The following is a 19,431-nucleotide window of genomic DNA, read 5'->3' as shown; positions in this document are numbered from 1 at the left end:
CGGGCAGGCCCGCGCACTGGGCGTTGCGTTGAGTTACTTCAGCGAAGCGAGGGCGCTGTCGATGCCGCTCTTGCCGTCGAAGGTGGTGATACCGGCGAGCCAGCCCTTGACCACTTCCGGGTTGGCTTTCAGCCACTCACGGGCGACCTTGGCCGGGTCCTGACGCTCCATGATCGGCTGCATCAGTTCAGCTTCCTGCGCACTGGTGAAGCGCAGGTTGGCCAGCAGGCGATCAGCGTTGGGGCAACGCTGGGCGAAGTCCGGAGCGGTAACGGTGGAGACCGTGGCGGCGCCATCGTTGGGGCCGAACACATCCTCGCTACCGGTGAGATAGGTGATGGGCATCTGGATGTTCATCGGGTGCGGTTTCCAGCCGAAGAACACCACCGGTTTGTTGTTCTTCACCGCCCGCTTGACCGCCGTGAGCATGGCCGCCTCGCTGGACTCCACCAGCTTGAAGCCGCCCAGGCCGAACTGATTGGCGTCGATCATTTTCTGGATCGCGGTATTGGCGCCGGAACCCGACTCGATGCCGTAGATCTTGCCGTCCAGCTGGTCCTTGAACTTCGCGATATCGGCGAAGGTGCGCAGGCCCAGATCGGCGGCGTAGGTGGGAACGGCGAGTACGGCGATGGCGTCGTTCAGCGAAGGCTCTGCGGCGACTTTCACCGACTTGGCTTCGAGGAAGGGCTTGATGTTGTCATCCATGATCGGCTTCCAGTAGCCAAGGAAGACATCGACCTGTTTCTTCTGGATGCCGGCGAAGATGATCTGCTGCGATGCCTGGGTCTGGGTGGTCTGGTACCCCAGGCTGCCGAGCAGTTCGTTGGCAACGGCGGTGGTGGCGACGACGTCGGTCCAGCCGACCACGCCCACGCGGATCTTCTGGCAACTGGCGTCTTCGGCGGCGAATGCGGCGGAACTGGAGAGGGCGAACAAACAGCAACCAGCGAATGCGGTAAGACGTTTCATTGATGCTCCCCTTGCGGCCATACGGTTTGTATTTGTTGTGCAGGAGCCGGGGGCGACTCCTTCCGTTTTCGGGCGCCACTACAACCCGATGGAGACAAATTACTCAGCGTCCGAACCTGCGATTCGAACTAAAACGACTACCTGTTGAACAGGAGCGACCACCTTTCTTGCGCTCTTGAGGCCGTTCCCTTTTAGTGGGTTATCCCATGCGCGGAAACCGACCATGTCCCAGACTTTCAGCTTCCTCCTGCTGCCTGGCTTCTCGATGATGGGACTGATGTCGGCGGTGGAACCCTTGCGCGTGGCCAACCGCTTTCGTGGTGAGCTGTACCGCTGGCGGCTACTCAGCCTGGACGGGGGCCCGGTGGCGGGCAGCAATGGCATGTCGCTGAACGTCGACGCTGGACTGGAGACGCCGCCGGAAGGGGACTGCCTGTTCGTGGTCGCTGGCTTCGATCCGCTCGCCAGCTTCGGTCCGCGCCTCGCCCACTGGCTTAACCGTGCGGAGCACGACGGATTGCTGTTGGGTGGGATCGACACCGGCAGCTTTGTGCTCGCCGAAGCCGAGCTGTTCAGTCGGCAACGCCTCACCCTGCACTGGGAAGCCATCGAAGCCTTCCAGGAGCGCTACCCGGCGCTCAGCGTCACCCAGGAGCTCTTCGAAATCGACGGACGACGCATCACCAGTGCCGGCGGCACCGCGAGCCTCGACCTGATGCTCACCCTCATCGCCCGCAGCCACGGCGAGGCCCTGGCGCTGCAGGTTTCCGAGCAGTTCGTGCTGGGCCGCATCCGCACCCAGCAGGACCACCAGCGCATGCAGGTCGCCAGCCGCTTCAATGTGCACAACAAGAAGCTGGTGCAGGTCATCGGCGAGATGCAACGGCACAGCGAGGCGCCATTGAGTTCACGGGAGCTGGCCGAACGGGTGAGCGTCACGCCGCGCCAGCTGGAGCGACTGTTCCGCCTGCACCTGAAGGAAACGCCGTCGAACTTCTACCTCGGCCTGCGCCTGGAAAAGGCACGGCAGCTATTGCGCCAGACCGACATGAGCGTGCTGGAAGTGGCGCTGGCCTGCGGATTCGAGTCCTCGTCCTACTTTTCCCGCGCCTACCGTGCGCGCTTCAACACCTGCCCGAGCCAGGACCGGCATGAGCATCCGGATCAGGCACCTGCTCGCCAGATAGGGTGAACCAAGAACCTGTGAAAGCGAATTCATTCGCGAAAAGCCGCGTAGCGGCCCAAGGGTACGCGCCTGACGCAGGCCTTCGGCCTGCAATCGCGATTGAAATCGCTCCCACAAAGCTTGTTGTGGGGGCGAATTCATTCGCTATGCAGGACGCAGTCCTGCCAATGACCTTGCAGACGGGCAGCTACGCTGCCCTAAGCGAATGAATTCGCCCCCACAAGGAATTGCGAACCCGCGACTACACAGCCCTTCCCTGCTCCGCCAGCGCCTGCTGCACCAGGGGGTGCAGACATTCGCCGTGGTGCTCCACTTGCCAGGCCATCAGCTCGATGCGCATGGCCGGCGTCCAGAAACTCTGCAGGTGCGTCCGCACCCCCTTGACTGCCTGCTCCTTGTCCGGCTCGGAAGCGAAGAACTGAGCGATCTGGTTGGCCATCTTGATCAGGTTGTCGGTGCTCATCGGCGTACCTCGACTTTTTCGGTCCTGCGGCGGTCCTTGAGCAGGCGCCGCTGTTCGTCACTGAACTCTTGATAGCGTTTTTGCCATTCGGAGGGGTGGTAGACCCGCGTCACCTCCACCGCCGTCACCTTGTACTCCGGGCAGTTGGTGGCCCAGTCGGAGTTGTCGGTGGTGATCACGTTGGCCCCCGATTCTGGGAAGTGGAAGGTGGTGTACACCACCCCCGGCGCCACCCGCTCGCTGACCTTGGCGCGCAGCACCGTCTGTCCGGCGCGGCTGCCCACGCCCACCCAGTCGCCCTCGTTGATGCCGCGGCTCTCGGCGTCGGTCGGGTGGATCTCCAGTCGGTCCTCTTCATGCCAGGCGACGTTGTCGGTGCGCCGGGTCTGGGCGCCGACGTTGTACTGGCTGAGGATGCGGCCGGTGGTCAACAGCAGCGGATAGCGATTGTTGACCCTCTCTTCCGTAGGCACGTAGCCGGTGAGCATGAAGCGTCCCTTGCCCCGCACGAATTCCTCGATGTGCATGGTCGGCGTGCCATCCGGCGCGGCGTCGTTGCAGGGCCATTGCAGGCTGCCGTGACGATCCAGCTCGGCGTAGCTGACGCGGGTGAAGGTCGGGGTAAGGCTGGCGATCTCGTCCATGATCTGAGACGGGTGCTTGTAGTCCATCTTGTAGCCGAGGGCGTTGGCCAGCAGCTGCGTCGCCTCCCAGTCGGCCTTGCCGCCCAGCGGGTCCATCACCTTGCGTACGCGGGAGATGCGCCGTTCGGCGTTGGTGAAAGTGCCGTCCTTCTCCAGGAAGGAACTGCCCGGCAGGAAGACATGGGCGAACTTCGCGGTTTCGTTGAGGAAGATGTCCTGCACCACCACGCATTCCATTGCCGACAGGGCGGCAGTGACGTGCTGGGTATTGGGGTCGCTCTGGGCGATGTCCTCGCCCTGGCAGTACAGCGCCTTGAAGGTGCCGCCAAGCGCCGCCTCGAACATGTTGGGAATGCGCAGGCCCGGATCGGGCTGCAGGGTCACACCCCAGGCCTGCTCGAACTGGGCACGCACGGTGTCGTTGGAAACGTGGCGATAGCCGGGCAATTCATGGGGGAAGGAACCCATGTCGCAGGAGCCCTGCACGTTGTTCTGTCCACGCAACGGGTTCACGCCGACGCCCTCGCGGCCGATGTTGCCGGTGGCCATGGCGAGGTTGGCGATACCCATGACCGAGGTGCTGCCCTGGCTGTGTTCGGTCACGCCCAGGCCGTAGTAGATGGCCGCGTTGCCGCCGGTGGCGTAGAGCCGCGCAGCGGCGCGGATGTCGTCAGGCGACACCCCGCAAATCGGCCCCATGGCCTCGGGGGAGTTTTCCGGCAGGCTGACGAAATCGCGCCAGCGGGCGAAGTCAGTCGCTTCGCAGCGAGCGTCGACGAAGTCCTGTTTGACCAGGCCTTCGGTGACGATCACGTGGGCCAGGGCATTGAGCATGGCCACGTTGGTCCCCGGACGCAGCGCCAGGTGCAGCTCAGCGCGGGCGTGGGGCGAATCCACCAGATCGATGCGGCGCGGGTCGATGACGATCAGCCGCGCACCCTCGCGCAGGCGGCGTTTGAGCTGGGAGCCGAACACCGGGTGGGCGTCGGTGGGATTGGCGCCGATCACCAGCACCACGTCGGCCTGCATCACCGAGTCGAAGCTCTGGGTGCCAGCGGACTCCCCGAGGGTCTGCTTGAGACCGTAGCCGGTGGGCGAGTGGCAGACACGGGCGCAAGTGTCGACGTTGTTATTGCCGAAGCCGGCGCGCACCAGCTTCTGCACCAGGTAGGTTTCTTCGTTGGTGCAGCGGCTGGAGGTAATGCCACCGATGGAGTCGCGCCCGTACTTGAGCTGGATGCGGCGGAATTCACTGGCCGCGTAGTTTACCGCCTCTTCCCAGCTGACTTCCTGCCAGGGGTCTTCGATGTGCTTGCGGATCATCGGTTTGGTGATGCGGTCCGGGTGGGTCGCATAACCCCAGGCGAAGCGGCCCTTGACGCAGGAATGGCCGTGGTTGGCCTGGCCGTTCTTGTCCGGAACCATGCGCACCAGCTGGTCGCCCTTCATTTCGGCTTTGAACGAGCAACCCACGCCGCAGTAGGCACAGGTGGTGATGACGCTGCGTTCGGGCTGGCCGAGTTCGACCACGCTCTTTTCCATCAGGGTGGCGGTCGGGCAGGCCTGTACACAGGCGCCACAGGACACGCATTCGGAGTCGAGGAAGTTCTCGCCACCGGCCGCCGCCACGCGGGACTCGAAGCCACGCCCGCTGATGGTCAGGGCGAAGGTGCCCTGGGTCTCCTCGCAGGCGCGCACGCAGCGGTTGCAGACGATGCACTTGCTCGGGTCGTAGTCGAAATAGGGGTTGGAGACGTCCTTCTGCTCATCCAGGTGATTGGCGCCGTCGTAGCCGTAACGCACCTCGCGCAGGCCCACCTGGCCGGCGACGGTCTGCAGCTCGCAGTTGCCGTTGGCCGAGCAGGTCAGGCAATCCAACGGGTGGTCCGAGATGTACAGCTCCATCACATTGCGACGCAGGGTGGCGAGCTTGGGAGTCTGGGTGTGGACCACCATGCCTTCGGTCACCGGAGTGGTGCAGGAGGCCGGATAGCCACGCATGCCATCGATCTCGACCAGGCACATGCGGCAGGAACCGAAGGCTTCCAGGCTGTCGGTGGCGCACAGCTTGGGAATGGTGGTGCCGAGCAGTGCGGCGGCACGCATGACCGAGGTGCCGGCCGGCACACTGATCTCACGACCGTCGATGCTCAGGCTGACCTGCACCTCGCTTTCGCGGGCCGGGGTGCCCAGGTCGACATCGCTGGAGGGATCGAAGATGTTGATCATTGGTCGGCCTCCACGGGCTCAAGACCGAAGTCGGCAGGGAAGTGCTTGAGCGCGCTGGTCACCGGGAAGGCGGTCATGCCACCCAGGGCGCAGAGCGAGCCGTACGTCATGGTGTCGCAGAGGTCCCTGAGGAGCAGGGCCTGCTCTTCGCGGGCGGTGACATCGGTGGCGGCGATCAGTCGGTCCACCACTTCCACGCCGCGCGTCGAACCGATGCGGCATGGCGTGCACTTGCCGCAGGACTCCTCGGCGCAGAACTCCAGGGCGAAACGGGCCATATGGGCCATGTCCAGCGTGTCGTCGGCGACCACTACGCCACCGTGACCGAGCATCGCGCCCATGGCGGCGAAGGCCTCGTAGTCCAGCGGCGTATCGAATTGCGACGGCGGCACCCAGGCACCCAGCGGGCCGCCCACCTGCGCGGCCTTCAGCGGGCGGCCACTGGCAGTGCCGGCGCCATAGCCTTCCACCAGCTCACGCAGGGTCAGGCCGAAGGCACGTTCCACCAGACCGCCGTGGCGGATGTTGCCAGCCAGCTGGAAGGGCATGGTGCCCAGCGAGCGACCCATGCCGAAGTCCCGGTAGAACTGCGCGCCACGGGCGAGAATCACCGGCACCGAGGCCAAGGTGAGCACGTTGTGGACCAGCGTCGGCAGGCCGAACAGGCCCTGCAGCGCGGGCAGCGGTGGCTTGGCACGGACCACGCCGCGCTTGCCTTCCAGCGAATCCAGCAGGGCGGTTTCCTCACCGCAGATATAGGCACCAGCGCCTACGCGCACGTCGAGGTCGAAGGCCCGGCCGCTGCCACCGACGTTGGCGCCGAGGTAGCCGGCCTCGCGGGCGATCTCGATGGCCGCGCGCAGGTTATCCACCGACTGCGGGTACTCGGAGCGCACGTAGATGTAGCCCATGGTGGCACCGACGGCGAGGCCGGCGATGGCCATGCCCTCGATCAGCAGGAAGGGGTCGCCCTCCATCAGCATGCGGTCAGCGAAGGTGCCGGAGTCGCCTTCGTCGGCGTTGCAGACCACGTACTTCTGCGCGGCGGCGGCGCCACGCACAGTGCGCCACTTGATGCCTGCCGGGAAGGCCGCACCGCCCCGACCACGCAGGCCGGAATCCAGCACGGCGGTAACGACGTCATCGCCGCTCAGGCCTATGGCGCGGGTCAGCCCTTCGAAACCGCCGTTAGCGCGGTAGTCGTCCAGGGACAGCGGCCGGGTGATGCCGGCGCGGGCGAAGAGCAGGCGCTGCTGGCTCTTCAGGTAGGGCAGCTCCTCCACCGGCCCAAGGGCTAGCGGATGGCCGCTGGCCTCGCCCTGCAGGGCTTCCAGCAGCGAGGGCACATCCTCGGCTGCAACCGGACCGAAACCCAGGCGCCCTTCGGCGGTGTCCAGCTCCACCAGTGGCTCCAGCCAGTAGAGGCCACGGGAACTGGTGCGCCGGATGTCCAGTAACAGCTTGCGCTGTTCGGCTTCACGGGCGAGCGCCGTTGCCACATCGTCCGCGCCGACGGCACGGGCGACGGAATCACAGGAGACGTACAGCGTCAGCATGAGCCGTCCTCCAGGCAACCGTTCACCAGGGAACGCAGGCGCTCGGGGGTGAGGCGCGCGTGCAGGCGGCCGTCCAGCTCCAGAGCGGGCGAACAAGCGCAGGCGCCCAGGCAGTAGACCGGCCGCAGGCTGATCTGGCCGTCGGCACTGGTGCCGTGGTCATCCAGCTCCAGCTGTTCGCGCAACTGCGCGGCGAGGCGCTCGGCGCCCATGCTCTGGCAGGACTCGGCACGGCACAGGCGCAGGGTATGGCGCGCCGGCGGTGTGGTACGGAAATCGTGGTAGAAGCTGATCACCCCACGCACCTCAGCCAGGCTGAGGTTCAGGGCGTGGGCGATTTCGGGAATGGCGACGTCAGGGATGTAACCCGCGCCTTCCTGGATGGCGTGAAGGATCGGCAGCAGGGCACCGGGGGTGTCCTTCTCGCGCTCCAGCACGCTATGGATCAGAGGCAGGTGAAGCGTCTCATCAGGCATACAGCGTTCCTCTGCTTCGCGGACGACAGGGCAGTGCCGTTCATCGTCCGGAGGTCTCGGCTGCGGCTCACTCACCACGTCACGGAGCGTGGCCTGTGGTGGCCGTCCTAGCGTCCCGAAGCGCATCTACGCGCGCTCGTCGGGACATTCGGGGAGCTTGCCATCCCCGTCATTCGGAAATTTCACCCCAGCGACCCTGCGCATTCTGAAACCGACGCAGGCCGACGGAGCGCTCCGTACCTTCCTTTATAGGCGGTGGGCGGAGGCACTTGGCGACGGGCGGACCTGTGGTTTGTCGCAATGAAACCGCTGTGGGGGCGATTTCAATCGCTATGCAGGCCGCAGGCCTGCCCGCCTGGTGCGAAATGGGGCAGCTGCGCTGCCCATCGCGAATGAATTCGCCCCCACAAGAGCAACGATCGGCATCGCCAGATGGGTAGTTCCGAACCCCGCTTGCCCATTAGCGACCGGCTTGACGCTTTCGGCAATACCCCGGTCGCTTTTGCGCGATAGCGTCGAATTCCCCGGGGATATGCTCCCCTCAAAGCGCCGGCAGAAGATTCGGCGCATGGATAACAGGGGACAGCCTGATGAGCCCAGCCGAACTGCACGCCGACAGCATCGTCATCGACGGTCTGATCATCGCCAAGTGGAACCGTGAACTCTTCGAAGACATGCGCAAGGGCGGCCTGACCGCAGCCAACTGCACCGTGTCGGTCTGGGAGGGCTTCCAGGCGACGGTGAACAACATCACCGCGAGCAACAAGCTGATCCGCGAAAACAGCGACCTGGTGATCCCGGTGCGCACCACCGCCGACATCCGCAAGGCCAAGGAACTGGGCAAGACCGGCATCCTCTACGGTTTCCAGAACGCCCATGCGTTCGAAGACCAGATCGGCTACGTCGAGGTGTTCAAGCAGCTGGGCGTGGGCATCGTGCAGATGTGCTACAACACCCAGAACCTGGTCGGCACCGGCTGCTACGAGCGCGACGGCGGCCTGTCCGGCTTCGGTCGCGAGATCGTCGCCGAGATGAACCGCGTCGGCGTCATGTGCGACCTGTCCCACGTGGGCTCCAAGACTTCCGAAGAAGTCATCCTCGAATCCAAGAAGCCGGTCTGCTACTCCCACTGCCTGCCGTCCGGCCTGAAAGAACATCCGCGCAACAAGTCCGACGAAGAGCTGAAGTTCATCGCCGATCACGGCGGTTTCGTCGGCGTGACCATGTTCGCGCCCTTCCTCGCCAAGGGCATCGACTCGACCATCGACGACTACGCCGAAGCCATCGAGTACGTGATGAACATCGTGGGCGAAGACGCCATCGGCATCGGTACCGACTTCACCCAGGGCCATGGCAAGGAATTCTTCGAGTGGCTGACCCACGACAAGGGTTACGCCCGCCGCCTGACCAACTTCGGGAAGATCGTCAACCCGCTGGGCATTCGCACCGTGGGCGAATTCCCCAACCTCACCGAAACCCTGCTCAAGCGCGGCATGCCCGAGCGCGTGGTGCGCAAGGTCATGGGCGAGAACTGGGTTCGCGTACTGAAGGACGTCTGGGGCGAGTAACCGCCCTTTTCCCCTCTCCCCTCCGGAGAGGGGCCAAACCCTCACCCCAACCCTCTCCCAGAGGGAGAGGGGGTTAAGTCAGCCCGCAGCCGGGCCCAAATCGAATTCCGGAGCTAAAACAACATGGCCAAACACGCCCCCGAACTGCCCATCGAAGTCGACAGCGAAACCGGTGTCTGGACCACCGACGCCCTGCCTATGCTGTACGTGCCCCGTCACTTCTTCGTGAACAACCACATGGGCATCGAAGCCGAACTGGGCCCGGAGCGCTACGCCGAAATCCTCTACAAGGCTGGCTACAAATCCGCCTGGCACTGGTGCGAGAAGGAAGCCGAATGCCATGGCCTGGAAGGCGTGGCGGTGTTCGAGCACTACATGAAGCGTTTGTCACAGCGCGGTTGGGGCCTGTTCCAGATCGAGTCCATCGACCTCGACAAGGGCACCGCCCAGGTGCGCCTGAAGCACTCCGCATTCGTGTACGTGTACGGCAAGGTTGGTCGCAAGGTCGACTACATGTTCACCGGCTGGTTCGCCGGCGCCATGGACCAGATCCTCCAGGCCCGTGGCAGCAGCGTCCGCACCGTCGCCGAGCAGGTGTACGGCGGCTCCGAAGAAGGCCACGACGACGGCCTGTTCATCGTCAAACCTCTGTAAGGCGAGGCAAGGGCAATGGCATTCGAAGCAATGTTCCAGCCGATCCAGATCGGCAAACTCACCATCCGCAACCGTGTGCTGTCCACCGCCCACGCAGAGGTCTACGCCACCGACGGCGGCATGACCACCGAGCGCTACGTGAAGTACTACGAAGAGAAGGCCAAGGGCGGTATCGGCCTGGCCATCTGCGGTGGTTCCTCCGTGGTCGCCATCGACAGCCCGCAGGAATGGTGGAGCTCGGTGAACCTGTCCACCGACCGCATCATTCCGCACTTCCAGAATCTGGCCGACGCCATGCACAAGCACGGCGCCAAGATCATGATCCAGATTACCCATATGGGCCGTCGCTCCCGTTGGGACGGCTTCAACTGGCCGACCCTGATGTCGCCGTCCGGCATCCGCGAGCCCGTGCACCGCGCCACCTGCAAGACCATCGAGGTGGAAGAGATCTGGCGTGTGATCGGCAACTACGCTCAGGCTGCGCGCCGGGCGAAGGAAGGCGGCCTGGACGGCGTCGAGCTGTCCGCCGTGCACCAGCACATGATCGACCAGTTCTGGAGCCCGCGCGTCAACAAGCGTACCGACGAGTGGGGTGGCACCTTCGAGGGCCGCATGAAGTTCGGCCTGGAAGTGCTCAAGGCCGTGCGCGCCGAAGTCGGCGACGATTTCTGCGTCGGCATGCGTATCTGCGGTGACGAGTTCCACCCGGACGGCCTGTCCCACGAGGACATGAAGCAGATCGCCAAGTACTACAGCGACACCGGCATGCTCGACTTCCTCGGCGTGGTCGGCTCGGGCTGCGACACCCACAACACCCTGGCCAACGTGATCCCGAACATGAGCTTCCCGCCGGAGCCTTTCCTGCACCTGGCAGCCGGCATCAAGGAAGTGGTCAACGTCCCGGTCCTGCATGCGCAGAACATCAAGGACCCGAACCAGGCCACCCGCATCCTGGAAGGCGGCTACGTGGACATGGTCGGCATGACCCGCGCCCACATGGCCGACCCGCACCTGATCGCCAAGATCAAGATGGGCCAGATCGACCAGATCAAGCAGTGCGTCGGCGCCAACTACTGCATCGACCGCCAGTACCAGGGCCTGGACGTGCTCTGCATCCAGAACGCTGCCACTTCCCGTGAATACCTGGGCGTACCGCACATCATCGAGAAGACCACCGGCGTGAAACGCAAGGTAGTCGTCGTCGGCGGCGGCCCGGCTGGCATGGAAGCGGCCCGCGTAGCGGCCGAACGCGGCCACGACGTGACCCTGTTCGAGAAGAAGGATCAGCTCGGCGGCCAGATCACCATCGCCTCCAAGGCGCCGCAGCGTGACCAGATCGCCGGCATCACCCGCTGGTACCAACTGGAGATCGCACGTCTCGGCGTCGACCTGCGCCTGGGCACCGCGGCCAACCCGGAAGCCATCCTCGACCTCAAGCCGGACATCGTCGTCCTGGCCAACGGCGGTCATCCGTTCCTGGAGCAGAACGAGCACTGGGGCGCGGCAGAAGGCCTGGTGGTGAGCAGCTGGGACGTGCTCAACGGCACCGTGGCACCGGGCAAGAACGTGCTGGTCTACGACACCATCTGCGAGTTCGGCGGCATGTCGGCGGCGGACTTCCTGGCCGACAAAGGCGCCCAGGTGGAAATCGTCACCGACGACATCAAGCCGGGCATCGCCATGGGTGGCACCACCTTCCCGACCTACTACCGCAGCATGTATCCGAAAGAAGTGATCATGACCGGCGACCTGATGCTGGAGAAGGTCTACCGCGAGGGTGACAAGGTCGTGGCGGTGCTGGAGAACGAGTACACCGGCGCTCGCGAAGAGCGTGTGGTGGATCAGATCGTCATCGAGAACGGCGTGCGCCCGGACGAGAGCCTGTACTACGCGCTCAAGGACGGTTCGCGCAACAAGGGGCAGATCGACGTCGAGGCACTGTTCGCCATCAAGCCGCAGCCCTGCCTGAGCCAGCCCGGCGACGGTTACCTGCTGTTCCGTATCGGCGACTGCGTGGCCCAGCGCAACACCCACGCGGCGATCTACGACGCTCTGCGTCTGTGCAAGGACTTCTGATGGACGCTCCCCTCTCCCTCTGGGAGAGGGGCCGGGGGTGAGGGATGGCGCGGGCCGGCACGGATTTCCAGTGACGCCACGCTCCCCTCACCCCAGCCCTCTCCCGGAGGGAGAGGGAGCCATCCGTGCCGCTTTCAGGTCCCGGTAGGAGACCAACAATGCTGAACACCCTTCTTCCCATCCTGCTCTTCGTCGCCCTCGGCCTTGCCGTGCTGGGCGCCGCGAAGCGCTTCTTCATGTGGCGCCGCGGCCGACCCTCCAAGGTCGACTGGATCGGTGGCCTGATGAAGATGCCGCGCCGCTACCTGGTGGATCTGCACCATGTGGTCGAGCGCGACAAGTACATGTCCAAGACCCACGTGGCCACCGCCGGTGGTTTCGTGCTGTCGGCCGTGCTGGCAATCGCGGTGCACGGCTTCGGCCTGCACAGCCGGATCCTCGGCTTCGCCCTGCTGGCCGCCACCGTGCTGATGTTCGTTGGCGCCCTCTTCGTCGCCAAACGCCGTCTGGACCCGCCGTCCCGCCTGTCCAAGGGTCCGTGGATGCGTCTGCCGAAGAGCCTGCTGATGTTCGCGGCGAGCTTCTTCATCGCGACGCTGCCAGTCGCCGGCATCCTGCCGGAAGGCTTCGGCGGCTGGTTCCTCGCCGGCATCCTCGCCATTGGCGTGGCCTGGGGCGTGTCCGAACTGTTCCTCGGCATGACCTGGGGCGGCCCGATGAAGCACGCCTTCGCCGGTGCCCTGCACCTGGCCTGGCACCGTCGCGCCGAGCGCTTCGGCGGCGGCCGCTCCACCGGTCTCAAGGCGCTGAACCTGAACGATCCCGAGGCACCGCTCGGCGTCGAGAAGCCCACCGACTTCACCTGGAACCAGCTGCTCGGCTTCGACGCCTGCGTGCAGTGCGGCAAGTGCGAGGCCGTGTGCCCCGCCTTCGCTGCCGGCCAGCCGCTGAACCCGAAGAAGCTGATCCAGGACATGGTCATCGGCCTGGCTGGCGGCAATGACGCCAAGTTCGCCGGCAGTCCCTATCCGGGCATCCCGCTGGGCGAACACGCTGGCGGCCCGCATCAGCCGATCGTGGTCCAGGGCGGCAAGGGCCTGGTGGAAGCGGACACCCTGTGGTCCTGCACCACCTGCCGTGCCTGCGTCGAGGAATGCCCGATGATGATCGAGCACGTCGATGCCATCGTCGACATGCGCCGTCATCTCACCCTGGAGAAGGGCGCCACCCCGAACAAGGGTGCCGAGGTACTGGAAAACCTGATCGCCACCGACAACCCCGGCGGCTTCGCCCCCGGCGGCCGCCTGAACTGGGCCGCGGACCTGAACCTGCCGCTGATGAGCGAGAAGAAACAGGCCGACGTGCTGTTCTGGGTCGGCGACGGTGCCTTCGACATGCGCAACCAGCGCACCCTGCGCGCCTTCGTGAAGGTCCTGAAAGCCGCCAACGTCGACTTCGCCGTGCTCGGCCTGGAAGAACGCGACAGCGGTGACGTGGCCCGACGCCTGGGTGACGAGGCCACCTTCCAGACCCTGGCCAAACGCAACATCGCCACCCTCAACCAGTACCGCTTCAAGAAGATCGTTTCCTGCGATCCGCACAGCTTCCATGTGCTGAAGAACGAGTACGGCGCCCTGGGTGGCAGCTACGAAGTCCTGCACCACAGCACCTACATCAACGAACTGATGCAAGGCGGCAGCCTCAGCCTCGGGCAGCACAAGGGCGGCAGCGTGACCTACCACGACCCGTGCTACCTCGGCCGTTACAACGGCGAGTACGAAGCGCCGCGTGCCGTGCTCAAGGCCATCGGCATCGAGGTGAAGGAAATGGAACGCTCCGGCTTCCGTTCCCGTTGCTGCGGCGGTGGCGGTGGCGCACCGATTACCGACATTCCCGGCAAGCAGCGGATCCCGGACATGCGCATGGTGGACATCAAGGAAACCGGCGCCGAGCTCGTGGCCGTCGGCTGCCCGCAGTGCACCGCAATGCTCGAAGGCGTGGTCGCCCCGCGCCCGGAGATCAAGGACATCGCCGAACTGGTGGCGGATGTGCTGATCGAGGCGCCGGTGGAAGCAAAAAAGCCGTCGGCGGCTAAAGCTGCTGTGGAGGTGGCGTGATGGTACGCACAGAACCAGCAGGTGTAGGAGCGAGCTTGCTCGCGAACCGGCACCGCGCCGACGTCATCTCCTTCGCGAGCAAGCTCGCTCCTACCAAAAGCATGCTGGAGGCCCGCCCATGAGCGACATCATCCGCCGCGACCCGCGTGCCGAGTGGATCGCCCGCAACCGCCTGCACCCGCTGCATGCCGCCATGCAGACCCAGGGGCAGACGAGCTGGATGGGCCCTAACGGCCTGCTTCGCAAGAATCCCCACGCCGCTGCCGCCGGGTTCATCGGCCCGAACGGCATCAAGCGCATCGACCGCAGCGGCGCCCAGCAGGGCACCGCCGGCAAGCGCGGCGCGGCCAGCGAAGTGGTACAGCTGCCGCTGCACGTGATCGAACAACCGACCTTCCACATCTGCGTGGTGCCGGACATGGTCGGCGGCCGTCTTTCCAGCCATGACAAGGACCTCTTGGGCCTGGCCAACAAGCTGGCCGGCAACGAAGGAGCGGTGGTTGCCGTGCTCTTCGGCGAGGACAAGGAATCCGCCTTCGACACCGCCGGCGTCGACCGCATCCTGCGTATCGCCGGTGGCGATTTCGACGGTTACTCGCCGGAAGCCCGCGTGCTCGCCCTGAGTGCCGTGGAAAGCCAGTTGGCGCCGCGCCACTGGCTGCTGCCCGATAGCCGCACCGGTGGCGGTGAACTGGGTCGCCGGCTGGCCGCGAAGCTGGGCGAGCGCCCGGCCACGCGCGTCTGGCAGGTCGCCAATGAACAAGCCACCGGACGTGCTGGCGCTGGTCGCGAGGACTTGGTGCGCGCCGTGCCGCGCCTGATCCTCGCCGCTGCCGAATGTGCGGAACCGGTCAGCGAAACCCGTCATGAAGCCCGCTCTCTGGAACTGACGGCGAACATTGCCCACAGCCTGCCCCGCATCGAGGACCTCGGCCCGGTGGCCGTCGATCCGGCGCAGATCCCCATGGCCGAGGCAGAGTTCATCCTCTCCGGCGGTAACGGGGTGAAGAACTGGGCACAATTCCACGAAGCGGCCGGCGCCCTCGGCGCCACCGAAGGCGCTTCCCGCGTGGCGGTGGACGACGGCTTCATGCCGCGTAATCGCCAGGTGGGTGCCACCGGTACCTGGGTCACCGCACGGGTCTATCTGGCCGTGGGTATCTCCGGTGCCATCCAGCACCTGCAGGGCATCGGCGCCTGCGACAAGGTGGTGGCGGTGAACATGGACCCGGGCTGCGACATGATCAAACGCGCTGACCTCTCGGTGATCGGCGACTCGGGCGCCATCCTCGCCGCGCTGATCCAGCTGGCCACCGAATACCGTCAGGGAGGGGCACGCGATGCCGCATGACGCACTCAAGATCGTCAGCCTGGTCTCCATCGGCGCACACCCCACTTCGGGCCGCGCGCGCCGCGCCGACCAGGACGCCCGCGCCGTCGAACTCGGCCTGCGCCTGGCGGGCCCGCGCCTGCGCGTGGTGCATGCCGGCAATCCGCAGGAAGAAGCCCTGCGCGCCTATCTGGGCATGGGGCTGGATGAGTTGATCGTCCTGGAACAGGGACCGCAGGACGACGCGCTGCATCCGCTGGGGGACTTCCTCCGCGAGAGCGGTGCGCAACTCGTCCTCACCGGCAGTCAGGCGGAAACCGGCGAAGGCTCGGGGCTGTTGCCCTACCTGCTGGCCGAACGCCTGGGCTGGCCGCTGGTGGTGGGCCTGGCCGAGGTGGAGAAAGTCGACAACGGCGTGGCCCAGGTACTGCAAGCCCTGCCCCGGGGCCAACGTCGCCGCCTGAAGGTGCGTCTGCCCTTCGTCGCCAGCGTCGACAACGCCGCGCCCACTGCTCGCCAGAGCGCCTTCGGGCCGGCCCGTCGCGGCCGCATCGAAGCGGAAGACGTCGAGCTCGTGGAGGATGTAATGTTCGCCGAGGCCCAGCTGCAGCCGGCCCGTCCGCGACCCAAGCGGCTCAAGGTGATCAAGGCCAAGACCGGCGCCGAGCGGATGAAGGCGGCGACCGCCAAGGCATCCGGCGGTGGCGGCCAGGTGCTCAAGGATGTCTCGCCGCAAGCGGGCGCCGAAGCTATCTTCAAACTGTTGCTGGAAGAGGGCGTGCTGCGCTGATCGCGCAGCACCTGACGCGGAGGAATAGCGCGATGATGCATGCCGATCTGATCGACCAGGAAGACTTCCGCGAGCGCCTGGTGGCGCTGGGAATCAGCATCCCGCCAGGGGTGAGCGCCGAACAGGCGTGTGAGCAGGCTGTTAGCGGTCTCAGCCCGGAGCGCGCACTGGCGCTGCGCCGCCTGGTGGAAGAGTTGCTGGGTGGCAGCGCGACCCTGCTGCCGAACGTGCGTGAAGCCATTTCGCGCACGCTGCTGCCGGCGCTGGTACCGCGCTGACAGCTGAAACCCATGAATGAAAAAGGGCGCCATGGGCGCCCTTTTCTATGTCTGTAGGTTGAGGCTGAGCGAAGCGAAGCCCAACGATATCGATGCAGCTTTGTGGGAGCGAATTCATTCGCGATTCCCGTCCTTCAAATCCCTGCACGGCCCACCTACCCTCACCCCAACCCTCTCCCAGAGGGAGAGGGGGCAGATCCTGCCTGGCCAGTAGTTCCCTGCTACACCACCCGCACACTGGCGAAAGTGGACTCGCCCTGGGCGCGGCTCAGCGCTACGCCGGCGGTGGAGGGTGCGTTGCGTACCAGTTCGTCCGGCACCGGCATCAGGGCCACGACGTTGGCGTTCTGGCCGGCGCGTTCGTCGCGCGGAGGAATGCCGAAGTACTCGCGGTAGCACTTGGAGAAGTGCGGTGTGGAAACGAAGCCGCACACCGAAGCCACTTCGATGATCGACATGGCGGTTTGCTTGAGCAGTTGGCGCGCACGGATCAGGCGCAACTTCAGGTAATAGCGCGATGGCGAGCAGTGCAGGTACTTCTGGAACAGGCGCTCAAGCTGGCGGCGCGAGACGTCGACGTAGGTAGCCAGTTCGTCGAGGTCGATGGGCTCTTCCAGGTTGGCTTCCATCAGCGCGACGATTTCCTGCAACTTCGGCTGGTTGGTGCCGAGCATGTGCTTGAGCGGCACGCGCTGGTGATCCTGTTCGTTACGGATGCGCTCGTAGATGAACATCTCGGAGATCGCCGCCGCCAGTTCGCGACCATGCTCGCGGGCGATCAGGTGCAGCATCATGTCCATGGGCGCGGTGCCGCCGGACGAGGTGTTGCGATTGCGGTCGATGGAGAACAGGCGGGTGGTGATGCCGGCACGCGGGAAGGCTTCCTGCATCGCCGCCAGACACTCCCAGTGCACGCTGCACTCGAAGCCGTCGAGCAGGCCGGCCTTGGCCAGCGCCCAACTGCCGGTGCACACGGCGCCCAGCTGGCGGCCCTGGCGAGCCTGGGACTGAAGCCATTGCACGTGTTCGCGGCTGACGCTGTGCTGGATATCGACACCGCCGCAGACGATCACTGCATCCAGCGCCGGCGCATTGTCCAGGCCGCTGTCGGGGGTGATCTGCAGGCCGTCGCTGGCGCTGACCGGGCGGGCACCCTGGCTGAGGGTGTACCAACGGTAGAGCTCGCGACCGGAGAGGTGGTTGGCCATACGCAGCGGTTCGACCGCGGAGGCCAGGGAAATCAGGGTGAAGTTGTCCAGCAGCAGGAAACCGATGGACTGGGGAACACGGTTCTGGGGTTGAGCCCCTTGGTTGAACTGTGACATTCGCGAAACCCTCAGACTAGGCACGGGGGAGCCCCTTTTCGGGGCTTTTTTGTTATGGCCTGGTACGGCTAAACCAGGTGATACCAAATCTAGGCAAAGGTCGTGCCTAAATTTATTGATCGTTCAATTAAAAACAGCAGATTCCTCCAAGGCCCGTGCCATCCGGCCTAGGCGTCAGCGACAGAATCATTCTGTTTACGACCGGGAGAGCCCGCGTCCGGCGGGCCCTGGGGACTTAGGTAGCACTGGCGGAGTCAGCGAATGTCACCCCGTGCCGTAGGGCAACACCTTCAGTAACAGACGGAATATTCATAACCAGACCAACCGGTCATAACCGCCCCCGCCGCATCATGCACCAGCATTGGGCGGCGGCGGCCGCCCATGGTCGAGGTCAGCACTCGATGGCGCTGACCGCCAGGCCACCGCGCGAGGTTTCCTTGTACTTGTCGTGCATGTCGGCGCCGGTGTCGCGCATGGTGCGGATCACCTGGTCCAGCGAGATGAAGTGCTCGCCGTCGCCGCGCAGGGCCATCTGCGCCGCGTTGATCGCCTTCACCGCGGCAATCGCGTTGCGCTCGATGCAGGGCACCTGCACCAGCCCGCCCACCGGATCGCAGGTCAGCCCGAGGTTGTGTTCCAGGCCGATCTCGGCGGCGTTCTCCAGCTGCGCCGGGGTCGCCCCCAGCACTTCCGCCAACCCCGCGGCCGCCATCGCGCAGGCCGAGCCGACTTCGCCCTGGCAGCCGACTTCGGCGCCGGAGATCGAGGCGTTTTTCTTGCAGAGGATGCCGACGGCGGCTGCGCCGAGGAAGAAGTGCACCACGTCGTCGTCGGTGGCCTCGGGGTTGAAGCGCATGTAGTAGTGCAGCACCGCCGGGATGATTCCGGCCGCGCCGTTGGTGGGTGCGGTGACCATGCGCCCGCCGGCGGCGTTTTCCTCGTTCACCGCCAGGGCGTAGAGGTTGACCCATTCCATGGCGCTCATGGTGCTGCCGATCACGTTGGGCTTGCCCAGCTCCTGCAGGCTGCGGTGCAGCTTCGCCGCGCGCCGGCGCACATTGAGCCCGCCGGGGAGGATGCCTTCGTGACCGAGGCCGTTGGTCACGCATTCCTGCATGGCGTCCCACAGTTTCAGCAGCCCGCTACGAATCTCCGCCTCGCTGCGCCAGGCCTTCTCGTTGGCCAGCATCAGCTCGGAGATGCGCAGGTTGTGGCGCTGGCAAAGCTCCAGCAGCTCTTCGGCGCTGGAGAAGTCGTAGGGCAGTGCGGTGGCGTCCTGGTCCAGCTGGCCGGACTTCGCCTGGGCCTCGTCGACGACGAAGCCGCCGCCGATGGAGTAGTAGGTGTCGCGGTGCAGTTCACCCGCCGCGCCTTCGACGATCAGGGTCATGGCGTTGGGGTGGTACGGCAGGTTCTCGTCCAGCAACAGCAGGTCGCGGTTCCAGTCGAAGGCCACCGGGTGACTGCCATCGAGCCGCAGTTCGCGGCTTTCCCGCAGCGCCTCGATGCGCGGGGCGATCTGCTTCGGGTCGACGCGGTCCGGCCACTCGCCCATCAGCCCGATCAGGGTCGCGCGGTCGGTGCCGTGGCCGACACCGGTGGCCGACAGCGAGCCGTACAGGCGCACCTCGACGCGCGTCACCTGGGCCAGCAGGCCGCGCTCGCGCAGTGCCGTGGCGAACAGCGCCGCCGCCCGCATCGGGCCCACGGTGTGCGAGCTGGAAGGGCCGATACCGATCTTGAACAGGTCGAACACGCTGATGGCCA

General features: G+C 65.4%; 15 protein-coding genes. 8 read left to right on the top strand and 7 right to left on the bottom strand.

Features of this window, described 5'->3' with window-relative positions:
* Positions 1-33 precede the first annotated feature (33 nt).
* Positions 34-972: a choline ABC transporter substrate-binding protein gene (choX, locus tag E8E95_RS11795; RefSeq protein ID WP_280350241.1), complete on the bottom strand. Its 939-nt coding sequence runs from the start codon at positions 970-972 to the stop codon at positions 34-36.
* Between the two features lie 223 nt (positions 973-1,195).
* Between choX and E8E95_RS11790 the strand changes: the two genes are divergently transcribed.
* The gene (locus tag E8E95_RS11790; RefSeq protein ID WP_280350240.1) at positions 1,196-2,164 is read left to right on the top strand and encodes a GlxA family transcriptional regulator; all 969 of its coding nucleotides are present in this window, start codon (positions 1,196-1,198) and stop codon (positions 2,162-2,164) included.
* Positions 2,165-2,399: 235 nt separating this feature from the next.
* Here E8E95_RS11790 and E8E95_RS11785 read toward each other — a convergent pair whose 3' ends face one another.
* From E8E95_RS11785 to E8E95_RS11770, 4 genes are read right to left on the bottom strand one after another with little or no spacing between them, the layout of a single operon-like run.
* Positions 2,400-2,621: a formate dehydrogenase subunit delta gene (locus E8E95_RS11785; protein WP_077520446.1), complete on the bottom strand. Its 222-nt coding sequence runs from the start codon at positions 2,619-2,621 to the stop codon at positions 2,400-2,402.
* Entirely contained in the window at positions 2,618-5,494 is a 2,877-nt protein-coding gene (gene fdhF, locus E8E95_RS11780; RefSeq protein WP_280350237.1) for a formate dehydrogenase subunit alpha, read from the bottom strand. Before fdhF ends, E8E95_RS11785 begins: the two co-directional genes overlap by 4 nt.
* Complete coding sequence (locus E8E95_RS11775; RefSeq protein WP_280350235.1) at positions 5,491-7,050, bottom strand: formate dehydrogenase beta subunit; 1,560 nt, start codon at positions 7,048-7,050, stop codon at positions 5,491-5,493. The genes fdhF and E8E95_RS11775 overlap by 4 nt, the downstream gene beginning before the upstream one ends.
* Positions 7,044-7,526, bottom strand: a complete 483-nt coding sequence (locus E8E95_RS11770; RefSeq protein WP_280350233.1) for a formate dehydrogenase subunit gamma — start codon at positions 7,524-7,526, stop codon at positions 7,044-7,046. The genes E8E95_RS11775 and E8E95_RS11770 overlap by 7 nt, the downstream gene beginning before the upstream one ends.
* 590 nt (positions 7,527-8,116) lie before the next feature.
* Between E8E95_RS11770 and E8E95_RS11765 the strand changes: the two genes are divergently transcribed.
* From E8E95_RS11765 to E8E95_RS11735, 7 genes are all read left to right on the top strand, one after another.
* Positions 8,117-9,094, top strand: a complete 978-nt coding sequence (locus E8E95_RS11765; RefSeq protein WP_044871141.1) for a dipeptidase — start codon at positions 8,117-8,119, stop codon at positions 9,092-9,094.
* Between the two features lie 123 nt (positions 9,095-9,217).
* The gene (locus tag E8E95_RS11760; RefSeq protein ID WP_077520436.1) at positions 9,218-9,748 is read left to right on the top strand and encodes a DUF5943 domain-containing protein; all 531 of its coding nucleotides are present in this window, start codon (positions 9,218-9,220) and stop codon (positions 9,746-9,748) included.
* Positions 9,749-9,763: 15 nt separating this feature from the next.
* Positions 9,764-11,824: a dimethylglycine demethylation protein DgcA gene (gene dgcA / locus E8E95_RS11755; RefSeq protein ID WP_280350230.1), complete on the top strand. Its 2,061-nt coding sequence runs from the start codon at positions 9,764-9,766 to the stop codon at positions 11,822-11,824.
* A gap of 158 nt (positions 11,825-11,982) precedes the next feature.
* The gene (gene dgcB / locus E8E95_RS11750; RefSeq protein WP_280350228.1) at positions 11,983-13,941 is read left to right on the top strand and encodes a dimethylglycine demethylation protein DgcB; all 1,959 of its coding nucleotides are present in this window, start codon (positions 11,983-11,985) and stop codon (positions 13,939-13,941) included.
* A gap of 118 nt (positions 13,942-14,059) precedes the next feature.
* Positions 14,060-15,292: an electron transfer flavoprotein subunit alpha/FixB family protein gene (locus E8E95_RS11745; RefSeq protein ID WP_280350226.1), complete on the top strand. Its 1,233-nt coding sequence runs from the start codon at positions 14,060-14,062 to the stop codon at positions 15,290-15,292.
* Positions 15,282-16,061, top strand: coding sequence for an electron transfer flavoprotein subunit beta (locus E8E95_RS11740; RefSeq protein ID WP_280350224.1), 780 nt, complete (start codon positions 15,282-15,284; stop codon positions 16,059-16,061). The genes E8E95_RS11745 and E8E95_RS11740 overlap by 11 nt, the downstream gene beginning before the upstream one ends.
* Before the next feature lie 32 nt (positions 16,062-16,093).
* Complete coding sequence (locus tag E8E95_RS11735) at positions 16,094-16,339, top strand: hypothetical protein (RefSeq protein ID WP_077520421.1); 246 nt, start codon at positions 16,094-16,096, stop codon at positions 16,337-16,339.
* Between the two features lie 221 nt (positions 16,340-16,560).
* Here the strand turns inward: E8E95_RS11735 and E8E95_RS11730 are convergent, their stop codons facing one another.
* Both E8E95_RS11730 and E8E95_RS11725 read right to left on the bottom strand, forming a co-directional pair.
* Positions 16,561-17,664, bottom strand: a complete 1,104-nt coding sequence (locus tag E8E95_RS11730) for a GlxA family transcriptional regulator (RefSeq protein WP_077520418.1) — start codon at positions 17,662-17,664, stop codon at positions 16,561-16,563.
* A gap of 391 nt (positions 17,665-18,055) precedes the next feature.
* The coding region (locus tag E8E95_RS11725) for an L-serine ammonia-lyase (protein WP_280350220.1) at positions 18,056-19,431 on the bottom strand (1,376 nt) is incomplete at its 5' end.

This window comes from Pseudomonas sp. BN414 (assembly GCF_029871275.1).
Lineage (GTDB): Bacteria > Pseudomonadota > Gammaproteobacteria > Pseudomonadales > Pseudomonadaceae > Metapseudomonas > Metapseudomonas resinovorans_C.
Note: the sequence above shows the minus strand (reverse complement) of the source record. Positions and strands in the feature narration are given on the sequence as shown.

What these genes read in the sequence shown, in the direction of transcription:
- E8E95_RS11745 (WP_280350226.1), top strand. Translation starts at nt 14,060, where the DNA reads ATGAGCGACATCATCCGCCGCGACCCGCGTGCCGAGTGGATCGCCCGC.
- dgcB (WP_280350228.1), top strand. Translation starts at nt 11,983, where the DNA reads ATGCTGAACACCCTTCTTCCCATCCTGCTCTTCGTCGCCCTCGGCCTT.
- dgcA (WP_280350230.1), top strand. Translation starts at nt 9,764, where the DNA reads ATGGCATTCGAAGCAATGTTCCAGCCGATCCAGATCGGCAAACTCACC.
- E8E95_RS11740 (WP_280350224.1), top strand. Translation starts at nt 15,282, where the DNA reads ATGCCGCATGACGCACTCAAGATCGTCAGCCTGGTCTCCATCGGCGCA.
- E8E95_RS11760 (WP_077520436.1), top strand. Translation starts at nt 9,218, where the DNA reads ATGGCCAAACACGCCCCCGAACTGCCCATCGAAGTCGACAGCGAAACC.
- E8E95_RS11765 (WP_044871141.1), top strand. Translation starts at nt 8,117, where the DNA reads ATGAGCCCAGCCGAACTGCACGCCGACAGCATCGTCATCGACGGTCTG.
- E8E95_RS11775 (WP_280350235.1), bottom strand. Translation starts at nt 7,050, where the DNA reads ATGCTGACGCTGTACGTCTCCTGTGATTCCGTCGCCCGTGCCGTCGGC.
- E8E95_RS11730 (WP_077520418.1), bottom strand. Translation starts at nt 17,664, where the DNA reads ATGTCACAGTTCAACCAAGGGGCTCAACCCCAGAACCGTGTTCCCCAG.
- E8E95_RS11785 (WP_077520446.1), bottom strand. Translation starts at nt 2,621, where the DNA reads ATGAGCACCGACAACCTGATCAAGATGGCCAACCAGATCGCTCAGTTC.
- fdhF (WP_280350237.1), bottom strand. Translation starts at nt 5,494, where the DNA reads ATGATCAACATCTTCGATCCCTCCAGCGATGTCGACCTGGGCACCCCG.
- E8E95_RS11790 (WP_280350240.1), top strand. Translation starts at nt 1,196, where the DNA reads ATGTCCCAGACTTTCAGCTTCCTCCTGCTGCCTGGCTTCTCGATGATG.
- E8E95_RS11770 (WP_280350233.1), bottom strand. Translation starts at nt 7,526, where the DNA reads ATGCCTGATGAGACGCTTCACCTGCCTCTGATCCATAGCGTGCTGGAG.
- E8E95_RS11735 (WP_077520421.1), top strand. Translation starts at nt 16,094, where the DNA reads ATGATGCATGCCGATCTGATCGACCAGGAAGACTTCCGCGAGCGCCTG.
- choX (WP_280350241.1), bottom strand. Translation starts at nt 972, where the DNA reads ATGAAACGTCTTACCGCATTCGCTGGTTGCTGTTTGTTCGCCCTCTCC.